Annotated in this window: 22 protein-coding genes and 4 pseudogenes; 17 read left to right on the top strand and 9 right to left on the bottom strand. The window is 67.7% G+C overall.

What is annotated here, in order from left to right; genetic code table 11:
• Positions 1–28: 28 nt before the first annotated feature.
• Positions 29–1012: pseudogene (locus ACOZ38_RS29130) on the top strand (RNA polymerase sigma factor); the annotation flags it as partial.
• A 304-nt stretch (positions 1013–1316) separates the two neighbouring features.
• Here ACOZ38_RS29130 and ACOZ38_RS29125 read toward each other — a convergent pair.
• A pseudogene (locus ACOZ38_RS29125) lies at positions 1317–1863 on the bottom strand (IS3 family transposase); the annotation flags it as partial.
• 240 nt (positions 1864–2103) lie between these two features.
• Between ACOZ38_RS29125 and ACOZ38_RS29120 the strand changes: the two are divergent.
• Positions 2104–3075 (top strand): alpha/beta fold hydrolase, encoded by a 972-nt coding sequence (locus ACOZ38_RS29120; RefSeq protein WP_424537103.1) that lies wholly within the window; start codon positions 2104–2106, stop codon positions 3073–3075.
• 92 nt (positions 3076–3167) lie between these two features.
• On the opposite strand, the pseudogene ACOZ38_RS29115 reads toward ACOZ38_RS29120, so the two are convergent.
• Positions 3168–3372: pseudogene (locus tag ACOZ38_RS29115) on the bottom strand (transposase); the annotation flags it as partial.
• A gap of 108 nt (positions 3373–3480) precedes the next feature.
• Between ACOZ38_RS29115 and ACOZ38_RS29110 the strand changes: the two are divergent.
• The 5 genes from ACOZ38_RS29110 (at position 3481) to ACOZ38_RS29090 (ending at position 6801) form a co-directional block, all read left to right on the top strand.
• A complete protein-coding gene (locus ACOZ38_RS29110; RefSeq protein ID WP_405150501.1) occupies positions 3481–3741 on the top strand; it encodes a hypothetical protein in 261 nt (86 codons plus the stop codon).
• Between the two features lie 876 nt (positions 3742–4617).
• Positions 4618–5025: a helix-turn-helix domain-containing protein gene (locus tag ACOZ38_RS29105; RefSeq protein WP_424534345.1), complete on the top strand. Its 408-nt coding sequence runs from the start codon at positions 4618–4620 to the stop codon at positions 5023–5025.
• Between the two features lie 42 nt (positions 5026–5067).
• Positions 5068–5493: a hypothetical protein gene (locus tag ACOZ38_RS29100; RefSeq protein WP_424534344.1), complete on the top strand. Its 426-nt coding sequence runs from the start codon at positions 5068–5070 to the stop codon at positions 5491–5493.
• Positions 5494–5755: 262 nt separating this feature from the next.
• On the top strand, positions 5756–6418 hold the full coding sequence (locus ACOZ38_RS29095) for a chemotaxis protein CheB (RefSeq protein ID WP_424534343.1): 663 nt from the start codon (positions 5756–5758) through the stop codon (positions 6416–6418).
• Between the two features lie 44 nt (positions 6419–6462).
• Complete coding sequence (locus ACOZ38_RS29090; protein WP_424534342.1) at positions 6463–6801, top strand: hypothetical protein; 339 nt, start codon at positions 6463–6465, stop codon at positions 6799–6801.
• A gap of 390 nt (positions 6802–7191) precedes the next feature.
• On the opposite strand, the gene ACOZ38_RS29085 is transcribed toward ACOZ38_RS29090, so the two are convergent.
• From ACOZ38_RS29085 to ACOZ38_RS29070, 4 genes are all read right to left on the bottom strand, one after another.
• The gene (locus tag ACOZ38_RS29085; RefSeq protein WP_424534341.1) at positions 7192–7563 is read right to left on the bottom strand and encodes an STAS domain-containing protein; all 372 of its coding nucleotides are present in this window, start codon (positions 7561–7563) and stop codon (positions 7192–7194) included.
• A 464-nt stretch (positions 7564–8027) separates the two neighbouring features.
• Positions 8028–8324, bottom strand: coding sequence for an ATP-binding protein (locus ACOZ38_RS29080; RefSeq protein WP_424534340.1), 297 nt, complete (start codon positions 8322–8324; stop codon positions 8028–8030).
• Positions 8325–8330: 6 nt separating this feature from the next.
• A protein-coding gene (locus tag ACOZ38_RS29075) for an IS3 family transposase (RefSeq protein WP_424537099.1) occupies positions 8331–9541 on the bottom strand; the annotation gives its coding sequence in 2 pieces (ribosomal slippage) (positions 8331–9238 and positions 9238–9541; 1212 coding nt in all).
• Between the two features lie 39 nt (positions 9542–9580).
• The gene (locus ACOZ38_RS29070; protein ID WP_424534339.1) at positions 9581–10657 is read right to left on the bottom strand and encodes a sensor histidine kinase; all 1077 of its coding nucleotides are present in this window, start codon (positions 10655–10657) and stop codon (positions 9581–9583) included.
• Between the two features lie 512 nt (positions 10658–11169).
• Between ACOZ38_RS29070 and ACOZ38_RS29065 the strand changes: the two genes are divergently transcribed.
• The 5 genes and pseudogenes from ACOZ38_RS29065 to ACOZ38_RS29045 all read left to right on the top strand — a co-directional run bounded on the left by ACOZ38_RS29065 (position 11170) and on the right by ACOZ38_RS29045 (position 13513).
• Positions 11170–11295: a hypothetical protein gene (locus ACOZ38_RS29065; RefSeq protein WP_424534338.1), complete on the top strand. Its 126-nt coding sequence runs from the start codon at positions 11170–11172 to the stop codon at positions 11293–11295.
• Positions 11288–12301, top strand: a pseudogene (locus ACOZ38_RS29060) (DUF6245 family protein); the annotation flags it as partial. The gene ACOZ38_RS29065 and the pseudogene ACOZ38_RS29060, both read left to right, overlap by 8 nt.
• 70 nt (positions 12302–12371) lie before the next feature.
• Positions 12372–12587 (top strand): hypothetical protein, encoded by a 216-nt coding sequence (locus tag ACOZ38_RS29055; protein ID WP_424534337.1) that lies wholly within the window; start codon positions 12372–12374, stop codon positions 12585–12587.
• An 18-nt stretch (positions 12588–12605) separates the two neighbouring features.
• Positions 12606–13022 (top strand): transposase, encoded by a 417-nt coding sequence (locus ACOZ38_RS29050; RefSeq protein WP_424534336.1) that lies wholly within the window; start codon positions 12606–12608, stop codon positions 13020–13022.
• A complete protein-coding gene (locus ACOZ38_RS29045; RefSeq protein ID WP_424534335.1) occupies positions 13019–13513 on the top strand; it encodes a transposase in 495 nt (164 codons plus the stop codon). The genes ACOZ38_RS29050 and ACOZ38_RS29045 overlap by 4 nt, the downstream gene beginning before the upstream one ends.
• Positions 13514–13605: 92 nt before the next feature.
• Here ACOZ38_RS29045 and ACOZ38_RS29040 read toward each other — a convergent pair whose 3' ends face one another.
• A complete protein-coding gene (locus tag ACOZ38_RS29040) occupies positions 13606–15684 on the bottom strand; it encodes a SpoIIE family protein phosphatase (RefSeq protein ID WP_424534334.1) in 2079 nt (692 codons plus the stop codon).
• Positions 15685–16155: 471 nt separating this feature from the next.
• On the opposite strand from ACOZ38_RS29040, the gene ACOZ38_RS29035 reads away from it, so the two are divergent.
• From ACOZ38_RS29035 to ACOZ38_RS29025, 3 genes are all read left to right on the top strand, one after another.
• A complete protein-coding gene (locus tag ACOZ38_RS29035) occupies positions 16156–16317 on the top strand; it encodes a hypothetical protein (RefSeq protein WP_424534333.1) in 162 nt (53 codons plus the stop codon).
• Between the two features lie 72 nt (positions 16318–16389).
• Positions 16390–16782 carry a hypothetical protein gene (locus ACOZ38_RS29030; protein WP_424534332.1) on the top strand — a complete coding sequence of 131 codons (393 nt, stop codon included), beginning with the start codon at positions 16390–16392 and terminating at the stop codon, positions 16780–16782.
• Positions 16783–16966: 184 nt separating this feature from the next.
• The gene (locus ACOZ38_RS29025) at positions 16967–17944 is read left to right on the top strand and encodes an L-threonylcarbamoyladenylate synthase (RefSeq protein ID WP_424534331.1); all 978 of its coding nucleotides are present in this window, start codon (positions 16967–16969) and stop codon (positions 17942–17944) included.
• A gap of 125 nt (positions 17945–18069) precedes the next feature.
• Here ACOZ38_RS29025 and ACOZ38_RS29020 read toward each other — a convergent pair whose 3' ends face one another.
• Positions 18070–18711 carry a carbonic anhydrase gene (locus ACOZ38_RS29020; protein ID WP_424534330.1) on the bottom strand — a complete coding sequence of 214 codons (642 nt, stop codon included), beginning with the start codon at positions 18709–18711 and terminating at the stop codon, positions 18070–18072.
• Positions 18712–19179: 468 nt separating this feature from the next.
• On the opposite strand from ACOZ38_RS29020, the gene ACOZ38_RS29015 reads away from it, so the two are divergent.
• Positions 19180–19392, top strand: a complete 213-nt coding sequence (locus ACOZ38_RS29015; RefSeq protein ID WP_424534329.1) for a hypothetical protein — start codon at positions 19180–19182, stop codon at positions 19390–19392.
• A gap of 164 nt (positions 19393–19556) precedes the next feature.
• Here the strand turns inward: ACOZ38_RS29015 and ACOZ38_RS29010 are convergent, their stop codons facing one another.
• Positions 19557–20471, bottom strand: a complete 915-nt coding sequence (locus ACOZ38_RS29010; protein ID WP_424534328.1) for an IS982 family transposase — start codon at positions 20469–20471, stop codon at positions 19557–19559.
• Positions 20472–20975: 504 nt separating this feature from the next.
• Between ACOZ38_RS29010 and ACOZ38_RS29005 the strand changes: the two genes are divergently transcribed.
• Positions 20976–21596, top strand: a complete 621-nt coding sequence (locus tag ACOZ38_RS29005; protein WP_424534327.1) for a hypothetical protein — start codon at positions 20976–20978, stop codon at positions 21594–21596.
• The last annotated feature ends 204 nt before the right edge of the window (positions 21597–21800 follow it).

Here is a 21800-nt window from a genome sequence, read left to right as displayed (position 1 = left end):
CGCAGTGGCGATTTTCGCCAAGGATAACGCTCTGACCTTGGTCGACGACCAAACCGACGACGAGACTGAGGCTCCCACCGTGCTGGCGGGGGTTGTGGGGGCGAGCACCGACCCGGTCAAGGACTACCTTAGGCAGATCGGCAAGATCGCGCTTCTCACCGCCGAGCAGGAGGTCGAGATCGCTCAGCGCATCGAGGCGGGCCTGTTCGCCGCCGAGCAGCTCCACACCGACACCGGCAGGTTGCCGATGGATGTGCGCGTGGAGCTGGAGTGGATCGCCCAGGATGGCCGCAACGCCAGGAACGACCTGCTGGAGGCCAATCTGCGTCTCGTGGTCTCGCTGGCCAAGCGCTACACCGGCCGCGGTATGGCGTTCCTGGACCTGATCCAGGAGGGCAACCTGGGCCTGATGCGCGCGGTCGAGAAATTCGACTACACCAAGGGTTACAAGTTCTCCACCTACGCGACCTGGTGGATTAAACAGGCGGTCACCCGCGCCATGGCCGACCAGGCGCGGACCATCCGGATCCCCGTCCACGTGGTCGAAGTGATCAACAAGATCGCCCGTCTGAGCCGCCAGATGTTGCAGGACCTCAACCATGAGCCCACCCCCGAGGACCTCGCAGTCGAGCTGGAGATGACTCCGGAGCGGGTCATCGAGGTGCAGAAGTACGGGCGCGAGCCGATCTCCCTGCACAGCCCGCTCGGCACCGAAGGGGACGGCGAGTTCGGCGACCTCATCGAGGACTCCGAGGCGGTCACGCCCGAGGAGGCCGTCACCTTCACCTTGCTGCAGGAGCAGCTTTGCACGATGTTGGCTGCGCTGTCCGAGCGCGAGGCCGGGGTGCTGACGATGCGGTTCGGCCTGGCCGACGGCCAGCCCAAGACCCTGGACGAGATCGGCAGGGTCTACGGCGTGACCCGCGAGCGCATCCGCCAGATCGAGACCAAGATCATGAGCAAGCTACGCCATCCCTCCCGATCCCAAGCCCTGCGCGACTACCTGAACTGACAGTTCATGGTGGTGTCCGGGCGTTGAGGCGATCGTGCCTGATCATCGGGCCGGCATCTGGAACTTAGACAGGTGATCGGCTCTGGTTATGGGGCTGTGCTGAGATTACTCGTTTCCGTCGTGGCATCTGCGGGTGCCGAAAATTCATCCGTGCAGGTCGCATGGGCTATGGGCGATCACGTGTATTCAAGCTGGGAGCCCCAGGGGCTGCGTCAGACCGGCATGATGATCTGTCGTGCTGCTGTGCTTGGCTTACCTCGCTGTGACGACCTGAGGTGACCCCCGGAATGTGGACACAGGGGTTTTATGCCGCGAGTGGGAGCTTAGAGGCTTTCTGGTCTTGCTGTTCGAACTCTAGGGTGAGAGGTAGGACAGAGCGCTGTGGCGCCTGCGGGCGTTGTAGAAGGTGAGCCATCGGAAGAGCTCCAGGCGAGCCTGGCTGACCGTCGCGAACAGCTTGTTGTGCATCACCTCGCGCTCAGGCTCTGCCACGGACTCTTGGCCAGGGCGTTGTCATGGCTCGACCCGATCCGGCCCATGCTGCGGCGGATCCTGTGCTGGTGACAGACGTCGGCGAACGCGGCCGAGGTGTACTGCCCTGCGAACCTCGGTCCGAATGGAAGATGACGCCGTGGACGTAGCCTCCGCGAGCGGCGATCGCGGCGTTCAACGCGTCGATGGCAAGTTCGGCGTGCATGCGCGGGGCCATCGACCAGCCCAGCACCCGACGTGACCTGATGTCGATCACCCAAGCGAGATAGAGCCAGCTGGATCCGACCTGGATGTAGGTGATTATCGCCACACCATTTCTCATCGAGCGTCGTGAGACTTTCGGCCTGGAGACTTAGATCTCGTGAGTTGATGTGACTCAACTTGTGCCATCCGGTATGAATGAATAGGGCCCACTAGGCGCGGGCGGGTCGGTGAGCGAAACGGAGAAGGGGAAGCGCTCTCCAATAGCCGTGCGGAGGTGTTTTTCGATGGTTGCCGTAGTGTCTCCGTTCGTCTCCGCTGCCCACCTCGGTGGCGGTATCGTGAGGGGAGGAGCGCGGGCGGCGGCTCAGCTCTACCGTTTGGCGGCCACAGTGGCCATGCCGCAGGCGCCTGCGGCGGCGGCCGAGCTTGGCGGCGAGAGGAAGATTGTCGCCGCGGCGGGCGTGGCGTCTTTCGTGGAAGGCCGACCAGCGGGTCTTGCCCCGGTGACCGTTGCATACGAACGCCGGGGGTCGGGCGAGCCTGTGGTGTTGCTGCACGGCCTCGGGCAAGAACGCAAGGCGTGGGACGCGGTGGCGCCGCTGCTCGCGACCGAGCACGAGGTGATCGCGGTGGATCTGCCGGGTTTCGGGCAGTCTCCGGATCTGCCGCCGGACGTGCCGCACGATCTGTCAAGCGTGGTGGCAGAGTTGGGCGCGGTCTTCACCGCGCTGGGCCTGGAGCGGCCGCACGTGGTCGGCCATTCGCTGGGCGGGCTGATCGCACTGCGGTTGGCCCAGGCCGAGCTCGCACGCAGCGTGACCGCGCTCGCCCCGGCCGGCTTCTGGAACACGACCGAGCGGCAGTACGCGTTCGCGGTGCTGGCCGCGGCCCGGCAGATCGCGCGGCTTCCGGAGGCGGTCGTACTCCGTCTGTGTGAGACGACCCCCGGGCGGGCGGCCTTGACCGGCACCGTCTACGGGTGCCCCGCCCTGTGCCCACCCGAGGCCCTGGTCGCGTGCCTGCGGGCGATGCGCGGCGCGGTGGGGTTCAAAGCCACATTGCGGGCAGGTCGAGCGCCCGGCCTGTTCACCGGCGACATTCCCGATGTGCCGGTGACCATCGCCTGGGGCACCGTAGACCATCTCCTACCCGGGCGCCAGGCCGCACGGGCCAACGCCATGATCCCCGGGGCGCGGCTGGTATGGCTCCCCGACTGCGGGCACGTGCCGATGAACGACGCACCCGAACTGGTCGCCCGCATCATTCTGCAAGCAACCAGTCCCACGGCACCGGCTGCCGGAGGCACCGTCCATGTCCCAAAGCCACCTACAGCGTTGTCAGAGGTGGATAACGCGCCTCCTGCATGATGGACAGGAGGGCGTACTTCCCCGGATCCGAGACCGGGCGTGATCGTCTCGGCGGCCCTAGCCGCAGGTTCAAACGATTCTGTTTCTGCAGGTTAAGCGGTAAGTGTCTGCGTGATTGGGTTGTGGCGTGGTGTGTCGCCACAGATCACTCGGAGCCGGGTCTTGGCCAGGACGTCCAGTCCCATGTAGCGGCGGGCTTCGGTCCATTCGTCGGCTCAGCTCGGCCAGCACAGCACCGATCAGGCGGATGATCGAGGTGCGGTCGGGGAAGATTCCCACAACGTCGGTGCGACGCCGATCTCCTTGTTCCGCAGTGCTGCAGGCGCGGATGTGGAGGGCCCCATGCCTACGGCGTTCGATGCTGGGCAAGGTACTGCTTGCGGATTTTGATGAAAGGAGCCGACCGTGCCTGACAACGTCGTACTGATCATTCGATTTCACCCGGTGGGCGGTGAAGACGTCTCCGTGATAAGCAGGGATTTCGAGGGGGAGCCCGAGGCGGTGGAGGCGATCGCTCATGCTCTGGACGAGCGGCACAGCCTGGTGCTGACCCGGGCGAGATATGCCCGTGAGACCGAGGTGAACGGCGTGGTCATCAACCTGGCCAACGTGGTGTCGGTGCGGGTGTCGAAGACAGACAGCCCCGAGGCGGGCCAGTACCTGTAATGACGGGCTGCGCGGGAAGACGCCGCGACCTTCGTCGGCGTCCCGCCCGGGTGGGCGCTGGGCGGTGCCCCGGCATCTCGCCGCGTCGCGTATTTCATGCCACAGCGGAGGTCTGTCCAAAGAGCGCAGTGTTATCGGGTACGACCGTGGAGACGAACCACCCATCCGGCCCGCCGCCCCCGTCACGGCCCCCATCAACTCATCGAGGCATTCACCGAGATCACCGCGAAGCGCCCTCGGGCAGCTCGAACGGCCAGGCGTGGCAGGGGTCGCCGGTGGGCAGACCAAAGGGAACGCCGCCGAGGTCAGCCGGCACGGGCCTGCCTTGGACGACAGGTAGGGGTGCACGGGCGTCTCGGCGGCGCCGTGCTCGAGGAGGTTGTCCATTCCACGATCCCGGCGATGAACTCCTGTCGTAGTCGCGGAGTGTGTGAACGATTTGCCTCATCCAGGGGATTGTGCAGTCAGCGGTGCGGAGATGACAGGCATGGCAACCTGTACCGGGCGCTTAGAGATGATCCATCGCCTCGACCTCGGCATTGAGGGGGAGAGATCATGACGCCTGAGCACCTCGACGACGTCAACAACGACGAGCTTCTGCCTGACCCTGACGAGACCTCGGTCGGCTGATACGAGGACGATTACGTCTGGGAAGAGCGTGGACGCCGCGAACGCAGTAATGGTTGCCTGACGTGCGAAGACGCTGCCAACTGAGGCTGGTGACACCGTTTGTACCGGCATCCCTTGCCGGTTCGCGATCGTGACCGCCTCGGTCGTCCTGTCGGCGCCTGTCCGGGTGCCAGCCGGACACATCTTTGCTGGCTGTTGCATGTCAGCTTGTTCGCAATTGCAAGCAGGGCTGATGAGGATGGGGGTATGGCACTACGCAGGGGCAGCTTGATCGGTGAATACATTCGCCGGCAGCGGCAGCAGGCGAAGATGTCTCTGCGCCAACTCGCCGTTCAGGCGGGCGTCTCCAACTCCTACCTGAGCCAGGTCGAGCGTGGCCTTCGTAAGCCGAGCGCCGCGATCTTGAACCAGATCGCCCGGGGGATGCACATCTCCGCCCAGGCGTTGTACGTGCAGGCGGGCCTGTTGGAGGATCGCAGTCCCTACAGTGACGCGCTGGCCGCGATCAGGGGCGACACCAGCATCACCGGGCGGCAACGCCAGGTGCTGATCGATATCTACGAATCGTTCCGAAGGGAGAAACCGGACCGAGATTCCGCAGACCGACTCGGCTCGTCCGATGAGCCGCGATCGCGTACGCGGCTCGTTCGCTAATGGCAATGCCGTACCGGGTTTTCCAGGAGGGAGCAAGCGCCTATGATGCTCGCCGACCAGGTCAAGAAGATCGCTAAGTCCAAGCCGTTCTACGCGGCCGCGGGCGCCGGTGACTACGCCGCTGAGAACCTGCGTAAGCTGCGCAGGCGGCTGCAGAAGCAGCTGCGGGCCCGCCAGGGTGAGGTCCGCGAGACTGCCAAGGATCTGCCAGGCAAGGCGCGCGAAACCGTTGCCAACAGCCTGCCGGAGCAAGCCCGCGAGTACGCCGACGCCACCACCGCCAAGGTCAACGAGTTCTACGACGATCTGGCCGCCCGCGGCCGCAAGATCATCAGCAGTATGAGCCACGAGGCCGCGAAGGAGCTTGAGGATGTCTCCCAGAGGGCCACGCCGGCGACCGGCACAGAGAAGAGTAAGGCGGCGGGCAAAAAGCCCACACCGAGCGGAAAGGCAGCTACCAGGGCTTAACTTGGCACCATCCGGCCCGCACCCGGTCCCCGGAGTGCGGGCCTTCTCTGTCTCGCCCTCGCCCCATAACGCGATCACGGGCATGGGCGCCCAGAGCAAGGGCCGCAGATGGCCCCGGGCGTCAGTCAGGCGCTCGCGTAGATGCGGGGGCGAACTCGGCGAGCTTGCTATCGGGCAGCTCCTTGGCAATATGGGTACGGCCGGAATACGGCAGAGATCCTGTCGCGAATCAGCCGTTGGGGATTGTGGTTGGCTGGCCGGTGTGAGCATTCTGCGCCCCGAGGCGGGCATCCCGCCTGAGGGCGAGCCCGTCGTCGGTGAGGCGGCCGGCTCGGGCGGGGCAGGCGGAGGCTTGGGTAAGTTCGCGGTGGTGGCGCTGATCGCCTCGGCCGGTGGCCTGGACGCGTTGTCGCGGGTGTTGGCCCGGCTGCCGGCCGATCTGCCCGCGGCGCTGCTGGTCCCCTTGCATCAAGATCCCTTTCGCGCCAGTGAGCTGGCGACCATTCTGGCGCGGCGGACCGCCTTGGAGGTGCGGGTCGCCGCCGACGGCGCCGCCATGGAAGCGGGCCTGGTCCTGGTCGTCCCGCCGGGCCACCACCTGCTGGTCACATCCCCGGCCCGCGTCGCTCTCATCGACACCGGCGCGCTGCCCCCACCCCGGCCCTCGGCCGATCTGCTGCTGGCCACCCTGGCCGTCATCTGCGGGCCTCGCGCGCTGGCGGTCATCCTCACCGGCACCGGCCACGACGGCCAGTCCGGCGTGCGCGCCATCACCCACCGCGGCGGCGCCGTCATCGCCCAGGACGAGCCCAGCTCCGCCTTCTTCGCCATGCCCTCAGCCGCGATCGCCACCGGCCAGGTCAGCCAAATACTTGCCCTCGACGACATCGCCGCGGCGATCACCGCCCACACCATGCCGGCCTGACCCCTGGGGGGCCCGCCCACTGACGGCAACACGGCAGGCAGCCGTTGCGGTGGCGTGCGGCTCGCGCTGCCTGGAGTGTTCGCGGCGGCCGGGCCACGGCGGGCCTAGACGAAGCCGCGTTTCGTTGTGTCTGCGGCTCTGCCCACCAGCGAGGCGTCTCCACGGCGTGGGCCTGTGACTGCGGGTTCGCCGAGCGGCGGGATCTGGTCGACGACGACGGGGAGAAGAACGGCGCCCACTACTGGCCGTACGACAGCGAGTACACCACCCAGACCCACACCGACCCCGTCGACGGCCAGGCCAAGCAGACCAAGACCGCCGGGTACCGCCGCAGGACCGTCCGCTCCGAAGCCGGTGACGACTTGCAGGCCTGCCGGGTCTGACCGAGACGTTTGTCGCGCCCGGACCAACTGCGGTCGCAGGGAGCAACTCCCATCCATTTCCCCACGGCGGGGGCCTCGGCGACCGTGTGCGTGCGGAGCACAGGCCCGCTCATCACAGTTGCCGGAAACAGCATGGCGGCTGGCAGATAAGGGCAGAGACCGTCTACTGCCTGTTCGGCCACACAGTCCGTACAGGTGAATCCACATGGACAACGAGGGCGACACCATGGCGCACCAAATGCTTACCCCGCCGGACCCGGCAAGCCTGGAGGCATGGGTCCTGCATGTCCTGCGTCTGGCCGGAGCCTGCGCAAGCACCCCGGCAGCACCGACAGGAACCCCAGGCAGGCGATCTTGTGACGCTACGGCGCCGTTGCATTCCCTATGCCGCTAGTGACTCCGTCCAGGGTGGCGAGCACGCCCTTGCAGGACGGACCTGTCGGCTCGTGACCGCGGGCCGTCGAGTCGGTGATCGAAGCCTGCAGCCGAGAGCAGATGATCAACCGGCGTCGACACGTTGGTCAGGATGAACGTGCCGCCCTTCCACTCGACTTGAATCTTGAAGGGGACCAACACCCGCAGCCCAGAGCAATCCATGAACGAAACCTGGCTCATGTCCAGCTCAACCTGGGGAAAGGTCACGTGCTGCACGGCAGCGTCCAGCACGCCGCTAAGGAGATCCGCGGTCGCTATGTCGATCTCGCCAGTCAGATGCACTAGGACACGGTGGCCTTCGATTTCCACGGCGACGTTGAGATCCATCGCAACCTCCACAGAAGCAACTGAGTGATTGCCCGGAATGTCCTCCTTCGGGGGCAGGTCAACACATCCGTCGGCGCACTGTCATCCCTCAGTCGGTAAAGCTGCCGCAATAGATTCGCCGCCCCCGCTGCGGGAGAGTGTGCTGTCGGTCAGTCCTGACGGGGGCAACGTGCGGAGAGATCAAAGTGCTTGGGGAACGGCCAAGCCGTTATCGCTACGCCTTGTGCTCTCCGGAATGGTCATTCCGGAGAGTACAAGGCACCGGCTCACCGGCGGCATCGCTGATCAACGTTGGCCGGCGGCTGCCCGGTGCCGGCGAGCGGCCGTCAGCCCCGCCCCCGCGGGATGGCCGCCGCCAGGCCGACAGGGAAGCCTGACCTCATTGCCGCCGCCGAATCGGCTTACCATCCTGAGCCGTCCCTTGCACGATCCGGTAACCGCGTCTGCGCAATGTGCGCTGTGGCTCACCCGCCAGGGTGACCGCTGAGAGGTAGGCGGAGTTCGAAGCGTGCGCCGCCGGTGGTGGATTGCCCGACGTGGATGGTTCCGCCGTGGGCGCGTACCACGTCATCGGTGATCGCCAGGCCCAGGCCGGTGCCGCCGCGGTCGCGGCTTCGGGCGGCGTCCAGCCGGGTGAACCGCTCGAAGATCCTCTCGCGGTCGGCCTCGGCGATTCCGGCACCGTCGTCGTCGACCGCCAGCAGGGCGGTGTCACCCTGGCTGCGCACCTCGATCGGGGGTTCACCCCAAAGTGTGGACACCAGCTGTCATGCGGCGAGCAGGACCCTATCGGACTGCTGCTCGTAGGTGATGGGGCTGAGGTAGTTCAGCCGGGAGTGCCTGCGTCGGGTGTTGTAGCGGGTGATCCACTTGAAGACCTCCAGACGGGCTTGGCGGGCCGAGGACCAGCGTTTGGCGCCCTGCAGCGTCTCGCGTTTGAGGGTGGCGTTGAACGCCTCGGCGGCAGCGTTGTCCGCGCTCGTCCCGACGGCGCCCATCGACTGGCGCACCCCCAATTCCTTGCAGAGGACGGCGAACTCGGCGGAGGTGTATTGCGCCCCGTGATCGGTGTGGAAGAGCGCCCCGGCCAGGTCCCCGCCCCTGGTGGCGGCGGCTGCTCGCAGCGCGTCGGACACCAGCTCGGTGCGCATGTGGTCGGCGATCGACCAGCCCGCCAGGCGGCGTGAATGCAGGTCCAGCACGGTCGCGAGATAGAGGAACCGTCCCTCGCCGACGGGCAGATAGGTGATATCGCCCACGTACCGCTGGTTCGGCGCGGGCGCGGTGAAGTCCCGCTTGAGCAGGTCGGGCACTTTGTGATGCGAGGGTTCGGGCGCTGTGGTGCGGACCTTCTTGCGCAGGTGCAGCCCGATGATGCCGAAGACGCGCATGACCCTGGCCACCCGCTTGTGGTTGATCCGCCGGCCCGTATCCCGCAGCTGCGCGGTCACCCGCGGGCTGCCGTAGGTGCCCTCGAAGCCTGCGTGGATCTCGGTGATCTGCGCCGCGAGCGCGGCGTCGGCCGCCGCACGCGCGGCCCTGGCCGGTGCGGCGGCCAGCCACCGGTAGAACCCCGAGCGGGAGACCTCAAGAACACGGCACAGTCGCTTCACCCCGAAGGTGTCACGGTGGTCGGCGACGAACTGGAAGCGACTCACCAGTTGGTCTCGCCCGCGAAATACTTAGCCGCCCGGCGCAGAATGTCGCGCTCCAGCTCAAGTTCCCGGATCCGGGCTTTGAGCTGCCTGTTCTCTTCTTCCACGGGGTCGGACAGTACCGGGCCGCCCGGCGGCTGCCTTGCCGGCCCTGCCTTCTTGCCGGCCGTGCCCGCCGCCTGCGCCTGGCGCACCCACAGGCGCAGCGTCTCACGGCTGATCCCCAGATCTCTGGCCACCGAAGCGATCGTCCGCGCCGGGTCCGACAGATACAACGCGACGGCATCGGCTTTGAACTCAGCCGAGTAGGACTTCATGGCCACGAGGAACTCCTTGCTCTCCAGATCTCCATGATCTGGCACTCAAGGTGTCCACACCTCGGGGGGAGGGCCCATCGTCACCAGTCGCTGGGCGTGGCGTTGGGCGTTGTCCAGCAGGTTGGCCAGCGCCCGGTTGAGCTGGCTTGGCACGGCGTCCACCGTGACCCCGTCCTGCAGCACAAGCTTGGTGGGAAGACGGTCGTTGCGGTGGTCCAGCGCCATGCGGGCCAGTTCGCTCAGATCGACCTGCTTGCGCAAGACGGCCACGGCGGCCTCGACGCCGGCCAGGTAGAGCAGGTCGGTCACGATCTGCTGCAGGCGCTCCACATCACCGAGCATGCGGCCGAGCAGTTCCTCCAGCTCGGTGTCCTCCGGGTGCATCTGGGCCTCTTCCAGCTGCAGGCGCAGCCCGGCCAGCGGGGTGCGCAGCTCGTGGGAGGCGTCGGTGACGAAATGCCGTTGCGTCTGCACGGCGTGCTCCAGCCGGCCCAGGGTGCGGTTGGCGGTGCGGGCCAGTTTGGCGACCTCGTCGTCCCCGGCAGGTTCCGGCACCCGGGCGCCCAGGTCGTGGAAGGTGATCAGGGCGAGCTGGGACCGGATGGCATCGACGGGTCGCAGCGTCTGCCCGGTGACCTTCCAGCTGGTCCAGCCCGCCAGCGCGATCAGCGCGGCGGTCTGCACGGCGATGACGGTGTCGATGAAACCGGTGGACTGAACCCCGGGGGCGCGCCGCCCGGCATACACCACCGAGGAGCCCGGGGTGCTCCCGGCGCGCAGCGCGGTGAGGCGCAGGCACCCCGGCTCGGGATCACCGCAGGCCTGCACATCCTTGAGCGGGTCGTCGGCGTCAGGCCAGACCGTGCTCATCGGAGGCTTTCCCCTGGCGGCGGAAGAGGCGGCGATGACGTTCCGTCCGGGGCTCACGACCTGTACCAGGTCGATGCCGGGAACCACGGGGACGATCAGAGCGGGCAGTTGCCCGGCGTGGATGGCCGCCGCCACCGCGCTGACCTCCTCCCGGGTGTCATGCCACACCGAGTCGGTGAACATCTGCTGGATCACCGCACTCAAGATCAGCGCCATCGGCACCAGCACCAGCGCGGTGATCGAGATGGTCAACAGTGTGATCCGTCCGCGGATCGTCGGTGGGTGCAACCTGGAAAGCGATAACCCCATGCCATCAAGGTACGTGAGCTGGGAAAACGGCTCAGCTTCGATCACTTCGACTGCTCGGTGCCACGGATCTCCTGGCAGGGCGGCCACGATCAGATCACCGCTGAGTTGGGGTGTGCCGCGCCAGGCGGTCGCTGCCGTGTGGCAGCACAATGCGATGCGCTTCCAGGCCCTGCGCGAGGCGACCGCCTGGGTCGGCGTGGTCTTTCAGCCAGTCTCGGCACGGCTTCTGCTTCAGTCAGTATTGGCGCGGCCCGAGATCGGGTCGCGGCGACCCGGGAACAGATCGAGCGGTTGGCGGCCGAGGAAGAGGCGCGGCTGGTGATCATCCGCGAGACGGTGGAGGAGATCCTGGGCGAGGCGGCCCTGCCGGGGGTCCCAGTAGCAATGAAGAAATTTTCAACACATATTCCTCTGACCTGCGGTGATGTCCCGACTTGCCCGCCTGTGGCGGGTTGGTGATCATTGCCGCTAGGCGCTACCAGGTGCGGCTGGACAACGCCCTGCTGGGGATCGCCCAGATCGAGGCGATGCTCGCCAAGACCCTGGCCGAGGGGCACACGCCGTTCTTCTTGGGTGAATGATGATGACCGTCGTCTGTGCCATGCTGGAACCTCCTCTTCACGAGGACCCGGGGCGCGTCGGTCGTGGTCGATTGGGCGCGCCCCGGATCACGAACGGGATCTAGCAGATGACCACCGTCTCGCGGTGGCACTGGTAACAGCTGCAGACCTCCTGGTCCTGGGACTGGTTGGCCAGGAACATCTGCTCGGGCGCGCCACGAAGGCAGTGCGCGCAGCCCCGCCCGGCGAATACCGGCAACGGCTCCTGGTCAATCTGGGAGCGCCATCACACGGCCTGTGGACCTGGCCGAGGCACGATCAGCAGCTCGTCGCCGCGGGCGTCAGCGACGATGCGGTCAAGCTGACCGCGCTCCTGCAGTGGCAGACGTTGCGGGTGGCAGGGCCGCTGCGGTTGATCGCGCAGGATGTGAGTACCGGCCCGATTCCGCTGGCGGCCGCGCACGGTGCCGAGGGCCTGCAGAAGCTGCTGGGTGTGGTGGCCGCCGATCAGGTGCCCAGCATGGAGCAGGCCAAGCAGCACGTCGCGGCGACCGAGGCCGCCCGCGAGTGCTTCATGCACGCGATCGGCAACATGGACATCCTGCTCGACAGGCTCGGCTACCGGTTCGCCCGCTTCGCCGACCTGGGCGACCAGCGGTTCTTGGCGCGCCGATCTCCCCGACGGCTCCACCGGCGACTACGGGGTGCTGGAGGCGATCGCCCGGAACAAGGTGAACACCAAGAAGATCATCACGCAGTGGCCGGACATGCTCCGCGTCGCCGGGTCGCCGGTCACCATCGCGCCTACGAACTGCTGCGGATGTTCGCCCGCCAAGGTCATCCGACTCCGCTGGGACAGGCGTTCGCTGCCTACGGCCGCATCGACAAGACGATGCACCTGCTCAGCATGCTGGACCCGATCGACTCCACCTACCGCCGCAGCTTGGGCAAGCAGCTCAGCGTCCAGGAGTCCTGGCCCCGCCTGGCCCGGAAGATCTGCCACGGCAACTCCGGCCGGATCCGGCAGGCCTAACGGGAAGGCTGGCGGCGCTGATCTCCGACCTGGCGGTGGCCCTGGCCGGACGTGCCGGCGCCGCGTGCTGTCGGGGCTGGCGGTGACGGTCTCCCGGACCACGGTGCTGCGGCTGCTGATGGCGTTGCCCACCAGTGATCTGCCTGTCCCGGAAGTGGTGAGCGTGGATGACTTCGCGCTGCGACGCCGGCACCGTTATGCGACGCTGCTGATCGACGCGGTCACTCATCGTCGGATCGACGTGCTGCCCGATCGCAAGGCCACCACCTTGACCGCCTGATTACGCGACCATCCCCAGGTGAAGGTCGTATGCCGGGATGGGTCGGCGGCCTACGCCGAAGCGGTCCGGCAGGGCGCTCCGCAGGCGACCCAGGTCAGCGACCGGTGGCACCTGTGGCACAACCTCGCGGCGGCGGTGGAGAAGACCGTCACCGCCCACAGCCACTGCTGGCACACCGGTCCAGCTCGCCGAACGACCATACGCGAGGAACGCACCCTCCAGCGGCACGCTGCCGTCCACGCTCTGCTTGATCAGGGCGTCGGGCTACTGGAATGCGCCAGGCGGCTGCGCTGCTCCCTCAACACCGTCAAACGCTACGCCCGAGTTCGGTCGGCCGAGGAGCTGTGGCGTCCCCCGCAATACCGGCAGACCCTGGTCGACCCCTACCGCGACCACCTACGACGACGCCTGACTCACAACCCGGCGTCCCCGTGACGCACCTGCTGGCCGAGATCCGTCAACTGGGCTATCCCGGCAGCGCCGACCTTCTGGTCCGCTACCTCAACCAGGGTCGTGCCGACCCGATGCGCACCCCGCCTTCCCCACGCTGGCTCACCTCCTGGATCATGACCCGACCCGAGAACCTGCCTGCTCACCATCGCCGTCACCTGGACGATTTGACCGGCAGTCGCCCCCGGATGACGGCCCTGGCCGGCCGCGTCCGGGAGTTTGCGACCATCCGCACCCAGCGTCGAGGTCACGATCTCGAGGCTTGGATCACTGCAGTCCGAGGCGACGACCTGCCCGCTCTGTACGCCTTCGTCCACGGACTCGCCAAAGACCTCCCGGCCGTCATCGCCGGGCTCACCTTGCCCTACAGCAACAACCCTATGAAAGGAGCCAACACCAAGGTCAAACTCATCAAACGTCAGATGTACGGCCGAGCCGGCTTCTCACTGCTTCGTCAGAGGATCCTGCTCGCGTAGACACCGACCGTCACCACCGGATTCGTGCCAGAGCCGAAAACCGTATAGTCCCTGGCGCGCATCTCAGTGATGATCTTCACGCGTCTGAACGTTCAGGGTGAGGGTACCTGGCTGCCGATGCGGGCGATGAGGATGGCGATGTCGTCCTGGGCTGGGGTGGGAGCAACGCGGGTGAGGAGGGTGTCGCGGAGCTCGGCCAGGGTCCGGTGCTCGCCTTCGAGCACGTGGGTGAGTTCCGTGAGGCGTTCGTCCAGATCACATCCGCGGGCTTCGATCAGGCCGTCGGTGTAGAAGACGAGGATGCTGCCGGGGCCCAGAGCGATCTCGGTGGTGGTGTAGGGGATGCCGCCGATGCCGAGCGGGGAGCCGGGGGGCAGGTCGAGCAGGTGCGCGGCGCCGTCGGGGGTGATCACGGCGGGTGGGGGATGTCCGGCGCGGGTGAGCCGGCATGTTCCGGTGTTCGCGTCGCAGACGGCATACACGCAGGTGGCCAGTAGCGGGTCGTCGAGCTCTTGAATGGTGGCGTCAAGGTGGTGCAGGAGCTGGTCGGGGGGCAGACCGAGGCGGGCGAGGGCGCGGACGGTGGTACGCATCTGGCCCATGACGGCTGCGGCGGGGATGCCGTGGCCCATGACGTCGCCGATGACGAGAGCGGCCTTGCCGCGGTCGAGGATGGTCACGTCGTACCAGTCGCCGCCGACTTCGTCGATTTCACTGGCGGGCAGGTAGCAGTGGGCGATCTCGATCCCGTCCGGAGGCCGGGACAGGCAGGGCAGCATGCTGCGCTGCAGGGTGAGGGCAGTGTCGTGTTCGCGGTTGTACAGGCGCGCGTTGTCGATGCAGACGGCGGCGTGCGCGGCCAGGTCACCGGCGATGGCGAGATCAGTCGGGTCGAAGGCGGCGGGGCTGTCCGAGCCACGCAGGAAGATGGCGACGCCCAGCGTCAGGCCACGGGCGACGAGCGGGACCATCATCACCGAGTGCACGCCCAGACGCCAGAGCCTTTCCGGGGTGGGCGTGTGACGGGCGGCGCGGGCGACGGTGCCGGCGTCGATGCGGGGCAGCAGGAAGGGGCGGCGGTCGATGAGCGCCCTGGTGTAGGGGGCCTCGGTGGGGAAGTGCAGGATGTGGCCGACGGGGGCGAGGATGTCGGCGGCCGGTGAGCCGTAGAGGGGGGCTTTGCCAAGCCGGAGCAGAGCGCCGCCGCCGGCCAAGCTGGCGAGCGGCTCGGCGGCGTCGGTGACGCTGGTCAGGACGTCGACGGTGGCGATGTCGGCGAGCCGGGGGACCGCGAGGTCGGTCAATTCCTGCCCGGTACGGGCCATGTCCAGGGTGGTGCCGATGCGCAGCATCGCTTCGTTGAGCAGTTCCAGGCGCTGCCGGTCGGCAGCGGTGTCCAGGTCCTCTCTCTGGTGTGGCGGGACGTCGATGACGGAGGCGCTGATCCCCAGGGGCCGGCCGGCGGTGTCCTCGAGGCGGAAGTAGGAGCAGGACCAGACCCGGTCGTGGTCGGGCTCGGCGGGAGTGCGGCCGATGCAGCGAAAGTTCACCACGGGGTCGCCAGTGGCCAGGACCCGGCGCATCGCTGCTTCTATCTGCTCGAAGTTGAGTCCGGGTAGCACCTGCGTCAGCCGCTTGCCGATGTGGTCCGCGCCCGGTACACCGTTGATGGCTTCCAAGGCGGGGTTGACCTGCTGGAAGCGCAAGTCGGTGTCGAAGACCGCCAGACCGACCGGGGAGCGGGCGAACAGCCCGTCCACCAGCGCGCTGGCCCTGTGAACCTGCCGTGCCCAGCGGGCGTCGGCGACCAGGCTCAGCACGCCCCACCGGCCGCCGGTGTACCCGGCGGCCGGGCATGCCCACACCTCCAGGTCGACGGTGGATCCGTCCTTGTGCCGCACGGGGAACGATCCGGTCAGGCTGCGTCCGGAAGCGACCGCCTCGAGCAGCGCGCGGGCCGCGGCGCGCTCGCCGGGCAGTACGAACTCCGTCCAGTCGTGGCCGATGACCTCCTCGGCGGTATAGCCGAGCAGCTCCTGGGCGGCCATGTCCCACTGCACGAGCCGGCCCGCGCCGTCCGCGATCACCAGCCCGACCGGCAGCCTTTCCCACCAGGAATCGGTCTGCTCGACCTGGGCCGCCTGCTCCCCCACCTGCCTGTGACCCGGCATTCCAGACTCACCGCCAAAGGAACGGATGCGGTTCCGTTTCAGTATGACCCGTCTGGCGGTCATGGCCTTGTCCGGGATGCGAGCTGGACCGGCGATCCGCGCCAGGTCGCGGTGATCGCCAGCTCGCCCTCGGCGTGTTGATCAACGGTGCGATTCGGCCCGGCCCGGCCGCTGACCGGTCTCCTGGACAGCGCCGAACGGCACGCCGACTCCGCCGTCACGGTCACGCTCGACTCGGTTCCGCTGGTTGGCGGCGGTGACCATGCGCCAGCCTTCCTGGGCGTGAAGGCTCTACGCCCGGCGGGTGTGGCAGGGATCGACGTGATCCCACGTCTCCATGGCTGCGGGCAAGTCCGGGCAGATGCTGCCCGGCTCTTGCCGGCGCACCGGGTACGGGGCCGTTGCGGGCCTCTCGCGCTGGGCTTCCCACACGCGGCGGGTCATCGGCCGCCTTCTCTATGTCCGGGTGTGGTGCGTGCGCGGGTTTTCCTTCTCACAAGAGGGGGCTCGCTGGTCTATCCCGTCTGCCTGGGCCATCTGCTGGAGAAGACCTTCCACCGGATGCTGGAGACCCGGGCGGAGGAGATCCTGGGTCTCAACATCGAGGACCTGGACCTGGCCGGGCGCGGGTGAAGGCCAAGGGCGCCGCGGCCAAATCCTGACGCGTGGCCAGGCGCGGGAGGACTTCGTGCTGGAGACCGTCTAATGGAACGCTGGCATCGCCCGCTTGCTCCCGCGGCTGCTGAAGGGTCGCACGCGTGGCCCGGTGTTCGTCACCCACCGCCGCCGGGGCCGGGCAAGGTCGTCTCAGCCCGGGACATCTGCCCGGACACCGGACTGGCCCGCCTCTCCTACGGCCAGGCCCGTGCGCTGCTGGACGAGCACACCGCCCTCCGCGGGCCCGGAACGGGCTGGGACCTGCACGAGTACCGCCACTCCGCCCTGACCCACCTCGGGGAACAGGGCGCCTCGCTGCTGATGCCCATGGCGAAATCGAGGCACAAGAAGCCGCAGAACGTCCGCCGCTACTTCAAGCCGTCGCCGGAGGCGATCGCCGAGGTCACCAGCCTGCTCACACCAGGCGACGCCCGGCGGTGACAGCCAGCCGGGTAGGGCCTGCGGGTTCTACGCTGAGCCGGGCCGTCCTGGCGGTGTTCCCCCGGGTACCGCCGTGACGGCTTTCGTGCGTCCGGGCTCACGCGGTGCCGTCGGCCTTGGTTGGTTGTCATGCGCCGACGGGACCACGGAACATGGAGAGCGGAACAGTGAGAGGATTGCGAGGGTGACGGCAAGAACCAGTGACATCGAGAAGGCGGCCGGTGTGCTGCGCGCCGGAGGCCTGGTGGCCTTCCCGACCGAAACCGTCTACGGTCTGGGCGCCAACGCCGAGGACTCCGCCGCCGTCGCGCGCGTCTTCCAGGTCAAGGGGCGCCCGCCCTCCCACCCGCTGATCGTCCACATCGGCGGCGCGGAGCACCTGGGCGGCTGGGTCGAGGACGTGCCCGCGACGGCGCACCTGTTGGCCGAACGCTTCTGGCCGGGGCCACTCACGCTGGTCCTGCGGCGCGGTCGCCGGGTGCCCCTCGAAGCGACTGGTGGCCTGGAGACGGTGGCCGTGCGCGTGCCTGACCACCCCGTCGCGCTCGCGCTGCTCTCGGCCTTCGGCGGCGGTGCCGCGGCCCCGTCCGCCAACCGCTTCGGCTCGGTCAGCCCTACAACGGCGAACCACGTCCGTGCGGAGCTTGGTGATGCCGTCGACTTCGTGCTGGACGGCGGCCCCTGCGAGGTCGGCGTCGAGTCGACCATCGTCGACGCCACAGGCGACACTCCGAGCGTCCTTCGGCCCGGGGGGGTGACGCGCGAGGACCTCGAAGCGGTGCTGGGGTGCCCGCTTGCGGTCCACTCGACGAGCCGCGTTCGGGTGCCGGGCCAGCATCCGTCACACTACGCGCCGCGTGCGCGGGTCGTCCTCGTCGAGCCCGAGAAGGTCGTCGCCGAAGCGGAGCTCGCGCAGGAGCTAGGGCACCAGGTGGGCGTCTTTCTTCCTCCCTCCTTCGCCGACGCTCCGGTGAAGGCGCACGCCGTGGTGGCGGTCCCCGGTTCGATGGCCGCCTACGCGCGCGGGCTGTACGGGTTCCTGCGCGAGCTCGACCAGCGGGGGTGCGACCTCATCGTCGCGTCCTTGCCGGTGGAGGAGGGGCTAGGACTCGCGATCGCCAACCGGCTCCGCCGCGCCGCGGGGCCCCGGCCCTCCGAGTGACCAGCAACGCCCCTCGTCAGTCCGCGGCAAGGGCCAGTTCGGCGCGAGGTGCGGGATAGGGAGCGTGACGATCCGTGGGCCATGCGCGGTGTGACGTGACTGTGCAAAGGCTGGCGGAGCTCCGGTCACGATGCGGAGTCGGCGGTGACCTCGAGGCCGCGGGCTGCTACGACCTGGGCGCTGCCGTCAGCCAGGCGGTAGCACAGGCCCACGACGGCTGCCTGGCCGGCGTCGACCCGTTCGGCGAGCACCCGAGAGCGGTCCAATAGCAGGTCAACCGTATGCCTTATGTGCTCGGCCAGGATCTCGTCGGCCTCCACGCGACCTGCGGCCCGCGCCGCGAGCACGCTGGGCGTCACCCGCTCGACGACGTCCCGGACGTACCCGGCCGGCGCCATCCCGTCCTCCAGCGCGGCGCACGCGGCGCCCACCGCGCCACACGAGTCATGGCCGAGGACCACCACCAGCGGGCAGTCCAGCACGTCCACCCCGTACTCGATGCTGCCCAGCACCTCCGCGCCCATCACGTGGCCCGCAGTGCGCACCACGAACAGGTCACCCAGGCCACGATCGAAGATGATCTCTGCGGCCAACCGGGAGTCGGAGCACCCGAACAGGACGGCGAACGGGCGCTGGCCCGGTGCGATCTCGGCGCGGCGTGTCGCGTCCTGGTTCGGGTGCTCCGGGGCGCCCGCAACGAAGCGCTGGTTACCCGCGAGCAGCAGCTCGAAGGCTTCCTTGGGAATCGGAGACTTGATCTCGGCCATGATCGCAGCCTAGGCCAAGCCCCCGGCCGTCGCACTGCCTGGTCTTCCCAGCGCCCGCTGAGGGCTTCGTCGTCACCCCCAGGCGCCGGGCGATGTCGGCTTCGACCCGGATCGGGTAAGCAACAGTTCTTGAAGGGTTGTGGACACGGTGCCTGATCGTTGCCGGCAGGAAAGGGCGTCCGTGGCGGGCGCAGTAGGAGCCGCTGCTTCATCATGCAAGGGGATGCGTGGGACTGTACGCTCTTCGGCTCTGTCTCCCTGTCGGCTCTGTCGCAGATTCACACCGGACAGGCCCTCATCCGCAGACACTCGCCTCGCCAACGAAAGGCCTCCAGCAAGCCTCACAGGTCGCCGAGCCAGGAAGCCTATTCAGCCATATCCGCCCGATTTCGGCCAGTACTACGGCGACCTCGGGTCGCCGCGCTGGCGGCTGGCATCATCGCCGCCTGCCGGGGGTAGGAAGCGAATATGGCCCGGTCTTTCAACCGCGTGGGCACCGTGTGGGTGGCAATCGCTGGGCTCCTCGTGCTGACTGTTGTCTCCGCCCGGTTCCATCTGTGGGGGGTCTTCGCTCCGGCCCTGTGCCTCTCCGCGATAGCCGCCACCTTCGGCGTGATCGTGACCAGGCAAACCCATATTGATCGCGAAATCAGCGCCGACAGGCGGGAGCGTCGAGACTGACCACCTGCCTTTGAGGTTTGATCGTGCCCCCCTCGGGGCGGGCAGGCATCCCTGTCCCGGCGGTCGAACGTCGCGGGTGTGCCAGGGCCTCTCGGGAGTACATAGGGCGTGATCTGTGCTCTCGGCATCGTCTAGATGATTGAGTCCAAGGTGTCTGGTCGCGGTTAGTGGTCGTAGGCGATCAGAGATCGCTTGATCGGCTGGTCGGTTTTGTCGTTGTGCCAGATCACTGCGGTCAGTGCGAGGATTCGTGCGAGTACGCGGATGACGGCTCCGGCAGGGGTGCGGCCGCCGTGACGTTCCAGGTCAAGCTGTCCTTTGAAGGTCTGGTTGATCGACTCGATGACCTGCCGCAACGGCTTGAACAGATGCGCGCCGGCCCGTTCGGGCTCGCCCTTACGGGCCGGGCGCAGCAAGGTCAGCTCACGTGCGGTGACAGCCTGCTCGAACTGACGGCCGTAGTAGTTCCTGTCACCGATGATCGTCTGACCCCGATGGCCGGCCATCAGCTCGGGAGCGTTGTCGAGCATCCCGAGCAGGATGTCCCGCTTGTCGGCCTTGGCACCGGTGAGCGCGAACGCGACAGGCAATCCGCCCAGGGTGCACAGCAGGTGAAGCCGCAGCCCCCAGAAGTACCGGGAGTGACTGGCGCAGTAGCCGTACTCGGCCCACCCTGCCAGATCACTGCGCCTGGCCGTCTGGCGGGATCGGCCGCACTCCACCGGGGTGGAGTCGATCACCCACACATCATCGCTCCACAACGAGGTATCGGCCGCGAGCATCCTGATCATGTGCAGGACCAGACCTGATGCTTTACGCAGCCGCTTACCGTAGCCCGACTGCCCGGGCAGATACGGGAACATGCCCACCAGCTCGGCGTGGGCGTAACGCACCCACCGTCGCTCGGAGACGAAGCCCAGCAACGCCGACATCACCGCTGGCGTGACCAGTTCGGCGTCACTGAGCGTAGGTGCGATGCCCACCCGGGGACGCCAGGGCGCCAGGTCCGGTGAAGCCTTCACCGCGTCGTCGATCTTCACATAGAGCGCCGTTGCGAGGGTGTTCAGGTCTGTCGTCACAAACGGATCTTGAACACCCTCGCCCTATTTCCGCAGGCGATCCCTTGGACTCAATCATCTAGGAGGACAGTACTGGCAAGCGCGATGCGTCTCCGTAGACGCGGTAGCTGGATGGTGGACACGCTTTCTCCCGTCGATGGATACATTCACCGAGATGTCTCCGACGCGCGTCAGGCATCCGTCGGGCATGCCATGACCGTGTCCAACGCGGACCCGGTCGCACCGGAGGAGAGTCCCCTGATACGGGGACGCGCCGCTATCTACCGTGCGACTATCACCCCCAGGATGCCGTCCGGGCCGGTCAGCCGAGTTCCGAGTTCGTCCGGCCATCCGCCGTCCGCTGGTGACGCACTAAAGGAACAGGACGGGTGAGCCCCGGGACCACGCGGCGGTGCGTGGTGTGTTTGCAGGACAGGTGCGTGTGTGGCCGTTTTACCTGACATGACGGGCCGACGGCCGCCTGGCATCGTCTTCGGAAAGGGATTACAGGAGCAGGGGGGACCGATGCGGCGCGGGACGAGGTGTGGGCTGCGCCGCATCGCGGCGGTCGCGGCGGGCATGGCGCTCTGGCTGGCCGGTACGGGTGGTCTGTCTGCGTGGCCGGCGTTCGCGCTGGGGCCCGGCCAGGTGTGCGTGTTCATCCAGCCGCACGGTGCGCCGCTCCCGCTCGGCGGCACGGCGGGGCACATCGGCTGGGGGTACCTGGTCGGTGGTACGAGCACCTGGGTGTATGGATCTACAGAGAATCCCGATGGCGCCACCCAGATCGACGCGCCCGGTTTCAACGGCGCCTGGAGCGCCAATGAGAGCTTTGCGCGGATGCTCGACGACTTTCGCCGCCAGCCGCACTTCCCGAGCACGGTTAAGCAGCCCCGGCCGGCCCACCCTTACACGGGTTACAAATGCCGTCCCACCGACACCAGCGCGGTGGGGGCGGCGAACATCGCCGCCAGCGACAACATCGCCGCCGGGTACACCTTCGTCGGCAACAACTGCCTGGACGCCGCCTACCGTGTATTGCGCGCGTACGGGGCGCCCGACCTGCCGTCCCCGAGCCTGCACTGGTACCCCAACGACTGGTACACCGCCCTAGGCGGCCTCTGGCACGCCGCCTCGCTGCTCTAGTCCGGTGCGCGTACGCAGGCCGCGTCGCCCGCCGTAAAGCGGCGCCGGTTTCGCCTTACCCTCTCGCCGGAGCAGCGCCGACTGGAGAAACGTTACGACCGGGAGGGGAAGGCGACAGGTGGTGGGGTGGGCCAGGAGACGGGCGGGGACAGCCGGGCAGGTATGGCGATGCGGCGCGGGTTTGGAGGCAAGATCCGAAAAGGC

This window comes from Sphaerisporangium viridialbum, assembly GCF_049674955.1.
GTDB lineage: Bacteria > Actinomycetota > Actinomycetes > Streptosporangiales > Streptosporangiaceae > Sphaerisporangium > Sphaerisporangium viridialbum.
This window is presented reverse-complemented; position numbering and strand designations above follow the sequence as displayed.

Bases quoted from the DNA above. Each gene is read 5' to 3' on its own strand.
- ACOZ38_RS29120 (WP_424537103.1), top strand. From the start codon at position 2,104: ATGCCGCAGGCGCCTGCGGCGGCGGCCGAGCTTGGCGGCGAGAGGAAG.
- ACOZ38_RS29105 (WP_424534345.1), top strand. From the start codon at position 4,618: ATGGCACTACGCAGGGGCAGCTTGATCGGTGAATACATTCGCCGGCAG.
- ACOZ38_RS29100 (WP_424534344.1), top strand. From the start codon at position 5,068: ATGATGCTCGCCGACCAGGTCAAGAAGATCGCTAAGTCCAAGCCGTTC.
- ACOZ38_RS29085 (WP_424534341.1), bottom strand. From the start codon at position 7,563: ATGGATCTCAACGTCGCCGTGGAAATCGAAGGCCACCGTGTCCTAGTG.
- ACOZ38_RS29040 (WP_424534334.1), bottom strand. From the start codon at position 15,684: ATGCCGGGTCACAGGCAGGTGGGGGAGCAGGCGGCCCAGGTCGAGCAG.
- ACOZ38_RS29030 (WP_424534332.1), top strand. From the start codon at position 16,390: ATGGAACGCTGGCATCGCCCGCTTGCTCCCGCGGCTGCTGAAGGGTCG.
- ACOZ38_RS29020 (WP_424534330.1), bottom strand. From the start codon at position 18,711: ATGGCCGAGATCAAGTCTCCGATTCCCAAGGAAGCCTTCGAGCTGCTG.
- ACOZ38_RS29015 (WP_424534329.1), top strand. From the start codon at position 19,180: ATGGCCCGGTCTTTCAACCGCGTGGGCACCGTGTGGGTGGCAATCGCT.
- ACOZ38_RS29005 (WP_424534327.1), top strand. From the start codon at position 20,976: ATGCGGCGCGGGACGAGGTGTGGGCTGCGCCGCATCGCGGCGGTCGCG.